The sequence below is a fragment of the Stenotrophomonas sp. P5_A8 genome, assembly GCF_056400545.1.
Genome location: NZ_JBFULB010000168.1, coordinates 1 through 8,174, shown reverse-complemented (window position 1 = coordinate 8,174; position 8,174 = coordinate 1). Strand labels below are relative to the sequence as shown.

Genomic DNA, 8,174 nt, shown 5'->3' with positions numbered 1-8,174 from the left:
CGCCACGCCCGTGAGGACGCCGACGCGGCGCGGGGCGCGGGCCGCCGCGTCGCAGATACCATCGACCATGGCGGCCAGTGGGCGGCCGGTGGCCTGCGCAACGGCTACGCCACGGCGGGCGCCTACGTCGACAAGGGGTATGACCTGGCCGCGTATCACGTGAAAACAACCGCGGCGCAGGCACCGGCGGTGTTTGCATCGGTGGGTGGCATCGCTGCGGGGCTGCAGAGCACGGCCAGGAACTATGTGCCCACCCCGACTGCGCCGCAGAATATCGGCAACATCATCGAAACCAAGCGGCTGTACGACCGCATCGGCCCGGCCTTCGGCGAGGCAGTCAACCGCCACGGCATGAAAGAAACCGTTATCCCCAGCCTGGACGCGGAACTGATCCGGCAAGAGGCGGCAGCGCGGACGCTGGTGCAGCAGCACGAGCGTATCCAGCACCCGGACGCCGGCCGGCCGGCCAGCGTCGGTACCGAGCCTGGCAGCCGAACGGTCGGGATCAACGACCCCAGCCATCAGGATTACAAGCTCTTCAAGGGTGCACAAACCGGCGTGCACGGCATCGACGCCAGCTTCAACCACACCCCCGACCTGCACAGCGATCAGCTCGCCGGTGCCTTGGCAGCCAAGGCCAAGCAGGAAGGCCTGCAGTCGATCGAGCGGGTGGTGCTCAGCGAGGATCGCGCGCGTGCGTTCGCGGTGGATACGCCGGACCTGGCCGCCGTCAACCGTCACCTGGCCTATGTCGACGTCGTCGCTGGACGACAGCAGCCGCTGAGCGTCAGTACCGAGCAGGCGGCCGAGGTCGACCGGCAGCAGGACCGGGCGGCCAATGCGCCGCAGCTGACCGCCAGCGTCACCGCCGAACAGCAGGCGCAGGACCAGCAATCGGTGGCCCGGCGGATAGGCTGACAGCCCCGCGCGGCTGACGGGATCGCGCGGCATGGCCTTGCGCCGGGCTGACCCGCGCCGGCCAAACGGGTTCCATCCCATGCCGCCGATGCGGTACAGTCGCCGGGTGTCCATTCTGACGACCCCGCATACCCTTTCTTCCGCTCGCCGTTGGTGGCGATGGTGGCCTGTTGCCGTCGTCCGTCCCGCCACCGCCGTTTCCCGGAAGGAAAGTCGTCTTGATCACGTTCGAGCAGTTCCAGCAGCAGGCCGCTGAAGGCCACACCCGCATCCCCGTCGTCCGCGAAGTGCTGTCCGACCTGGACACGCCGCTTTCGGTCTATCTGAAGCTCGCCGACGGCCCGCATACCTATCTGTTTGAATCGGTCGAGGGCGGTGAACGCTTCGGGCGCTATTCCATCATCGGCCTGCCGGCGCGCCGGGTGTATGCCTTCCACGGCCATACGCTGACCGTCAGCGAGTCCGGTGAGGTGGTGGAAACCCGTGAGGTGGCCGATCCGTTTACCGAGGTCGAGGCGCTGCGCAGCGCCCATTCGGTGCCCAAGCTGGCCGGTCTGCCGGGCTTCACCGGTGGCCTGGTGGGCTGGTTCGGGTTCGAGTGCATCGGCTACATCGAGCCGCGCCTGGCACCACCGCGTGGCCGCGACGAGCTGGGCACGCCGGACATCCTGCTGCTGCACTCCGAAGAGCTGGCGGTGTTCGACAACCTCAAGGGCCGTCTGTACCTGATCGTGCACGCCGACCCCGGCCAGCCCGGGGCGTGGGACCAGGCCCAGGCCAAGCTGGACGCGCTGGTGGCCAAACTGCGCGCCCCCGGCGCCGGTTACCCCGCACCGATCACCCGCGACGTGCTGGACGAGAACGATTTCGTCTCCGGTTTCACCCGCGAGGGCTTCATCGCCGCGGTGGAGAAATCCAAGGAATACATCCGCGCCGGCGACATCTTCCAGGTGGTGCTGAGCCAGCGTCTGAGCGTGCCGTTCAAGGCGCGCCCGGTGGATGTGTACCGCGCGCTGCGTGCGCTCAATCCTTCGCCGTACATGTATTTCCTCGACACGGGCGACGTGCAGGTGGTCGGCTCCTCGCCGGAGATCCTGGTGCGCCTGCAGGATGGTGAAGTGACCGTGCGCCCGATCGCCGGCACCCGCCCGCGGGGCGCCACGGTGGAAGAAGACAACGCGCTGGAAGTGGAACTGCTGGCCGATCCGAAGGAACGCGCCGAGCACCTGATGCTGATCGACCTGGGGCGCAACGATGCCGGCCGCGTGTCCAACGCGGGCACCGTGGAAGTGGGCGAGCAGTTCGTGATCGAACGCTACAGCCACGTCATGCATATCGTCAGCGAAGTCACCGGGCAGCTGCAGCCGGGCCTGAGCTATGCCGACGTGCTGCGCGCGACGTTCCCGGCCGGCACCGTCAGCGGTGCGCCGAAGATCCGCGCGCTGGAAGTGATCCGCGAGCTGGAGCCGATCAAGCGCAACGTCTACGCCGGCAGCATCGGCTACATCGGCTGGCATGGCGATGCCGATACTGCGATCGCCATCCGCACCGCGGTCATCAAGGACGGTCGCCTGCACGTGCAGGCCGGTGCCGGCATCGTCTACGACTCCGATCCGGGCAAGGAATGGGACGAGACGATGAACAAGGGGCGCGCGTTGTTCCGTGCCGTGGCGCAGGCTGCCAAGGGCCTCTGATTTTAAAGCGCCGTGGCCGTTGCCACGGTCTTCCGCTGCATCATCTGACAAGGAATACCGCATGAAGCTGCTGAGCGCATTGCTGTTGTCGTCGACGTTGGCCGTGGCGGCCGCACCTGCATGGGCGCAGGCCAACTCCATTCCCTCGCAGCCGCATCTATTGGTGAAGGGCGAAGGCTCACGGACGGTGATGCCGGACCGTTTCACCGTGGACTTGTTGGTGAAGTCGACCGATATGCAGCCCGACGTGGCGCGCGGCAAGGTGCAGGACAACATTGCCAGTGTGCTGGGGTCGTTCAAGCGACACCGCGCCGTGTCTGGCACCGTGCGTGCGGACAACCTGATGATCCAGCCCGAAATGCGCTATGCCAACAACCGGCAGGAGTTCGTCGGCACGCGGGTCAGCCGACGCGTGCGGGGTGGCTTTGACAACACCGAAGCACTGCAGGCGTTTCTGCGCGATACCGCCGCCAGTGAAGACCTGCAGATCACTTCCCTGCAGCCGGGCTATTCGAAAGAAGCGACGTTGCGCGCCGAGCTGAAGGCCGAAGCTGCCGCGCAGACGCGCCAATCGGCCCAGGGTCTGGCGCAAGCCTACGGCGCACGGATCTCCGGGCTGTACAGCATCTCCGACGTCGCGCCGAGTTTCGCCTATGGCGTGCAGGCCGGCACCTGGCCGCGTGCGCAGGCAGGCAACGTGATGCCTCCTTCGCCGCCTGCGCCGGGGTACGACATCGAGACGACTGGATCGCGGGCAACCGAATCGGTTCAGGCCGGGCCGATCAGCATCACCGAAAACGTGTACGCCATCTTCCTCATTACCGACGGATCCTGATTATGTTGTTGATGCTCGACAACTACGACAGCTTCACCTACAACCTCGTGCAGTACCTGCAGACGCTGGGCGCCGAGGTCAAGGTGGTGCGCAACGACGCCCTGAGCGTTGATGAGATCGCCGCGCTCGCCCCCGAGCGCATCGTGATCTCGCCCGGCCCGTGCACGCCCAACGAAGCGGGCGTGTCGCTGGAGCTGATCCGCCGGCTCGGCCCGACCACGCCGATCCTCGGCGTGTGCCTGGGGCACCAGGGCATCGGCCAGGTCTACGGCGGCGATGTGATCCGCGCGGGCACCATCATGCACGGCAAGACCTCTTCGATCCGGCATGAAGGCAAGGGCGTGTTCGCCGGCCTGCCGGACCGCTACCAGGCCACGCGCTACCACTCGCTGGTGGTGGACAAAACCACGCTGCCGGCGTGCCTGGAAGTGACCGCCTGGACCGAAAACGAGGACGGCACCCTCGAAGAAATCATGGGCCTGCGCCATCGCGAGCACCCGGTCGAAGGCGTGCAGTTCCATCCCGAATCGATCCTCACCGAGCATGGCCACGCCCTGCTGAAGAACTTCCTGCAGCGCTGAGCGCGCCGCACCTGTACCGCAAAGGACCCCCCATGACCTTCTCCGCCCAGGAAGCCCTGCAGCGCACCATCGAACACCGCGAAATCTTTTTCGACGAAATGGTCGACCTGATGCGTCAAGTGATGCGCGGTGACGTGTCGCCGGTGATGACGGCCGCCATCCTCACCGGCCTGCGGGTCAAGAAGGAAACCGTCGGCGAGATCGCCGGGGCGGCCACGGTGATGCGCGAACTGGCGCTGGCGGTGCCGGTGCAGGACAAGACCCACCTGGTGGATATCGTCGGCACCGGTGGCGATGGCTCGCACACGTTCAACATCTCCACCTGCGCGATGTTCGTGGTGGCCGCGGCCGGGGCCAAGGTGGCCAAGCACGGCAACCGCAGCGTCTCGTCYAAGTCCGGCAGCGCCGACGCGGTCGAAGCCCTGGGCGCGATCATCGACCTGCGCCCGGAGGAGGTCGCGCGGGCGATCACCGAGACCGGGATCGGCTTCATGTTCGCGCCGATGCACCACCCGGCGATGAAGATCGTCGCGCCGGTGCGCCGCGAAATGGGCGTGCGCACCATCTTCAACATCCTCGGCCCGTTGACCAATCCGGTGGGCGCCACCAATGTGCTGATGGGCGTGTTCCACCCGGACCTGGTCGGCATCCAGGCGCGCGTGCTGCGTGAACTCGGCGCCGAACGCGCGCTGGTGGTGTGGGGGCGCGACAACATGGACGAGATCTCATTGGGCGCCGGCACCCTGGTCGGTGAACTGCGCGACGGCAAGGTGCGCGAATATGAAATCCATCCGGAAGACTTCGGCATCGCCATGTCGGCCAGCCGCAACCTGAAAGTGGCCAACCCGGAGGAATCGATCGCGATGCTGCGCGGCGTGCTCGACAACCAGCCCGGCCCGGCGCTGGATATCGTCGCGCTCAACGCCGGCGCGGCCCTGTACGTGGCCGGCGTGGCCGACAGCATCGCCGACGGCCTGGCGCGCGCCCGCGCAGCCATTGCCGACGGCAGTGCACGCTCGCGCATGACCCAGTACGTGGCGGCCACCCAGCGCATCCGCGCCAGGGCCTGAGCCCTCCGTTTCACGCTTTACCCGTGGCTGGTCGATAATGGCCGGCCTGAAGGACCCTGACCGACATGAGCGACAAGAGCGACATCCTCGACACCATCCTGGCCCGCAAGGCCGAAGAAGTCGCCGCCCGCCGTGCCCAGGTGCCGCTGGAGGCACTGATCGCCCGCGTGGCGCAGGCGTCGCCGGTGCGTGGCTTCGCCGATGCGCTGCGCGCCTCGATCGCTGCCGGCAACCCGGCGGTGATCGCCGAGATCAAGAAGGCCAGCCCGTCCAAGGGCGTGATCCGTCCGGACTTCCATCCGGCCGATATCGCGGTCAGCTACGAGTTCGGCGGCGCCAGTTGCCTGTCGGTGTTGACCGACGTGGACTTCTTCCAGGGCAGCGATGCCTACCTGCAGCAGGCGCGCGAGGCGTGCACGCTGCCGGTGCTGCGCAAGGACTTCGTGATCGATGCCTACCAGGTGTATGAAGCGCGCGTGCTCGGCGCCGACTGCATCCTGTTGATCGTGGCCGCACTCAGCGACCGCCAGCTGGCCGAACTGTCCGACCTGGCCATGCAGCTGGGCATGGACGTGCTGGTGGAAGTGCACGACATCGACGAGCTCGAGCGCGCCATCCAGGTGCCGGTGCCGCTGATCGGCATCAACAACCGCAACCTGCGCACCTTCGAGGTGTCGCTGCAGACCACCCTGGACATGCGCCAGGCGGTGCCGCGCGATCGCCTGCTGGTCACCGAAAGCGGCATCCTCGGCCCGGCCGATGTCAGCGTCATGCTTGAGGCCGGGGTCAATGCGTTCCTGGTGGGGGAGGCCTTCATGCGCGTGGAAGAGCCCGGCGAGGGCCTTCGTCAGCTATTCTTCAGCGCATGACTGCGAACTACCCAACGCCGCGCGACGACGCCACGCTGGTGGTCTTCGATTTTGATCACACCCTCTACGATGGCGACTCGGGCAGCCATCTGTTTGCCTGGCTGATCAAGCGCAACCCGCTGCGGTTGCTGGTCGCGCTGCTGGCCACGCCGATCTTGGGGCCGCTGGTGGCGTTCCTGCCCACCCGCCGCCGTGGCATTTCCGGCTACGTCTGGATCGCCACCTTCGGCCTGCACCGGGCGCGCGAGTTCAACAAGGTCATCGACCGCTACGTGCTTACCCACGAGGCCGATATCCGCCGCCGGCTGCTGCCGGTCGCGCTGGCGGTGTTCGCCAGGCATCGTGCGCAGGGCGACCGCGTGGTGGTCGCCACCGGCGCACCGCCCGAGCTGGCCCGCGCGATCCTGGCCTTCGTCGCCCACCAGGACGTGCCGGTGATCGGTACCGAGGTCGGCCCGTGCCTGGGCGCGGTGATCGCCACCCGCCACTGCCACAACGAAGAGAAGATGCGCATGCTGCGCGAGCGCGGCTACGGCGAAATCGCCATCGCCTACTCCGACAGCAGCGCCGACCTGCCGTTGCTGCTGGCCGCCAAGGCGCCCGTGGTGGTCAATCCCAAGGCGTCGCGGGTGGCCCATTTCCGCCAGGTGCTGCCGCCGGGGACGCCCGTGCTCAACTGGGGCTGCGTGGATCGGGCCGGCGATCCGGTCTGATCCTGCGATGACGCCTTCGGCCTAGGTTGCGCCACGCCACGACAGGAAGGCGTGGCCGATCTGGAACAGGCTGATCGACAGCACCAGTACGCCGACGGCCACCAGCACCCAGCGTTCCTTGACCCGTTTCACCAGCAGCGCCGCCACCGGCGCGGCCATCATTCCGCCGATCATCAGCCCGGCGACGATGTTCAGGTACTGCAGGCCCATCGTCAGCAGGAAGGTGATCGACACCGCCAGCGTCACCACGAACTCGGCCGCATTGACCGTGCCGATGGTGGTGCGGACCTGGCCGCCGCGGGCCAGCAGGGTGGAGGTGGCCACCGGCCCCCAGCCGCCACCGCCGCTGGCATCCAGCAGCCCGGCCACAAACCCCAGCACCGGTACGCGCTTCACTTCCTGGGCAGGCATCAGCCGGCCGGCGGCGCGCAGCAGGATGAAGATCGCCAGGATCAGCAGGTAGGCATAGATGAACGGGCGGATGAACTCGCCCGGCAGTTGGGTCAGCACGTACGCACCGACCACCCCGCCCACCGCGCCTGGCAGGGCCAGGCGCAGGAACAGGCGTCGGTCGACGTTGCCAGCCACCAGATGCGAAACGCCCGACGCGCCCGTGGTGAACACTTCGGCGGTATGGATGCTGGCGCTCACCGCCGCCGGCGGCAGGCCCATGCTCAGCAGCACCGAGGACGAGACCAGCCCGAAGGCCATGCCCAACGCACCGTCGACCAGCTGCGCGCCGAGGCCGATCAGGATGAACCAATAGAATTCGCTGCCCAGTTCCATGGCAACAGCCTAGCGGCAAACCGATGAGGTGGAGGTCTGGGATGTGCCGGCCGTTGGTCGGCAACCCCCGCCAAGCGGGGTAGGCCTGGGTCTGGGGCTGCCTGGTTGCCGGCCAGCGGCCGGCACTACGGGGACCCGCCGGTGCGCGGTCCGGGACGGGGCAGGGGCAGGCGCAGGCGTCAACGGGTGCCGTACAGGACCACGGTCTTGCCGCGGGCGTGAAGGAGCCCGTCGGTCTGCAGCTTCTTCAGTACGCGGCCGGCCATCTCACGCGAGCAGCCGACCAGCCTGGCCAGTTCCTGGCGGGAAACGCGCAGCTGGGTGCCCTGCGGGTGGCTCATGGCCTCCGGCTCGCGGGACAGGTCGTGCAGGGTGCGGACGATACGGTCGGTGACGTCCAGGAAGGCCAGGCGGCTGGCTTTCCTGCTGGTGTCCAGCAACCGCTTGGAGATCTGCTGCCCAAGCGCGTACAGCAGGCGCGGGGCGTCGGCCGACAGCGGGCCGAGGAACAGCTGGTGCAGGCGTTCGTAGCTGATCTCAGCCAGCTCGCAGGGGGTGCGGGTGCGCAGGATCACCTCGCGACGGTCGGATTCGACGAACAGCCCCATCTCGCCGACGAATTCACCTGAACCGAAGTAGCCGAGGACCAGCTCGCGGTCGTCCTCTTCCTCAGCAATTATAGAAACCGAGCCGCTTATCACGTAGTAA

9 protein-coding genes are annotated in these 8,174 nt (G+C 67.4%); 7 read left to right on the top strand and 2 right to left on the bottom strand.

The window, feature by feature from the left end:
- The 7 genes from AC1DQP_RS12660 to AC1DQP_RS12630 form a co-directional block, all read left to right on the top strand.
- On the top strand, window positions 1-918 hold a 918-nt coding region (locus AC1DQP_RS12660; RefSeq protein ID WP_478051714.1), incomplete at its 5' end, for an XVIPCD domain-containing protein.
- Window positions 919-1,136: 218 nt separating this feature from the next.
- Window positions 1,137-2,612: an anthranilate synthase component I gene (gene trpE, locus AC1DQP_RS12655; RefSeq protein WP_478051713.1), complete on the top strand. Its 1,476-nt coding sequence runs from the start codon at window positions 1,137-1,139 to the stop codon at window positions 2,610-2,612.
- Between the two features lie 61 nt (window positions 2,613-2,673).
- A complete protein-coding gene (locus AC1DQP_RS12650) occupies window positions 2,674-3,447 on the top strand; it encodes an SIMPL domain-containing protein (RefSeq protein ID WP_457318953.1) in 774 nt (257 codons plus the stop codon).
- 2 nt (window positions 3,448-3,449) lie between these two features.
- A complete protein-coding gene (locus tag AC1DQP_RS12645; protein ID WP_457318949.1) occupies window positions 3,450-4,028 on the top strand; it encodes an anthranilate synthase component II in 579 nt (192 codons plus the stop codon).
- Between the two features lie 32 nt (window positions 4,029-4,060).
- The gene (gene trpD, locus AC1DQP_RS12640; protein ID WP_478051712.1) at window positions 4,061-5,098 is read left to right on the top strand and encodes an anthranilate phosphoribosyltransferase; all 1,038 of its coding nucleotides are present in this window, start codon (window positions 4,061-4,063) and stop codon (window positions 5,096-5,098) included.
- 65 nt (window positions 5,099-5,163) lie between these two features.
- Window positions 5,164-5,967 (top strand): indole-3-glycerol phosphate synthase TrpC, encoded by an 804-nt coding sequence (trpC, locus tag AC1DQP_RS12635; RefSeq protein ID WP_256776559.1) that lies wholly within the window; start codon window positions 5,164-5,166, stop codon window positions 5,965-5,967.
- Window positions 5,964-6,680, top strand: a complete 717-nt coding sequence (locus AC1DQP_RS12630; RefSeq protein WP_256776560.1) for a haloacid dehalogenase-like hydrolase — start codon at window positions 5,964-5,966, stop codon at window positions 6,678-6,680. Before trpC ends, AC1DQP_RS12630 begins: the two co-directional genes overlap by 4 nt.
- A 21-nt stretch (window positions 6,681-6,701) precedes the next feature.
- On the opposite strand, the gene AC1DQP_RS12625 is transcribed toward AC1DQP_RS12630, so the two are convergent.
- Window positions 6,702-7,466, bottom strand: coding sequence for a sulfite exporter TauE/SafE family protein (locus tag AC1DQP_RS12625; protein WP_457318947.1), 765 nt, complete (start codon window positions 7,464-7,466; stop codon window positions 6,702-6,704).
- 179 nt (window positions 7,467-7,645) lie between these two features.
- Window positions 7,646-8,174: cAMP-activated global transcriptional regulator CRP (gene crp / locus AC1DQP_RS12620; RefSeq protein ID WP_478051711.1), on the bottom strand; the 529-nt coding region annotated here is incomplete at its 5' end.

Excerpts from the sequence above, each read along its gene's own strand:
- AC1DQP_RS12625 (WP_457318947.1), bottom strand. The coding sequence starts at position 7,466 with ATGGAACTGGGCAGCGAATTCTATTGGTTCATCCTGATCGGCCTCGGC.
- AC1DQP_RS12630 (WP_256776560.1), top strand. The coding sequence starts at position 5,964 with ATGACTGCGAACTACCCAACGCCGCGCGACGACGCCACGCTGGTGGTC.
- AC1DQP_RS12650 (WP_457318953.1), top strand. The coding sequence starts at position 2,674 with ATGAAGCTGCTGAGCGCATTGCTGTTGTCGTCGACGTTGGCCGTGGCG.
- trpC (WP_256776559.1), top strand. The coding sequence starts at position 5,164 with ATGAGCGACAAGAGCGACATCCTCGACACCATCCTGGCCCGCAAGGCC.
- AC1DQP_RS12645 (WP_457318949.1), top strand. The coding sequence starts at position 3,450 with ATGTTGTTGATGCTCGACAACTACGACAGCTTCACCTACAACCTCGTG.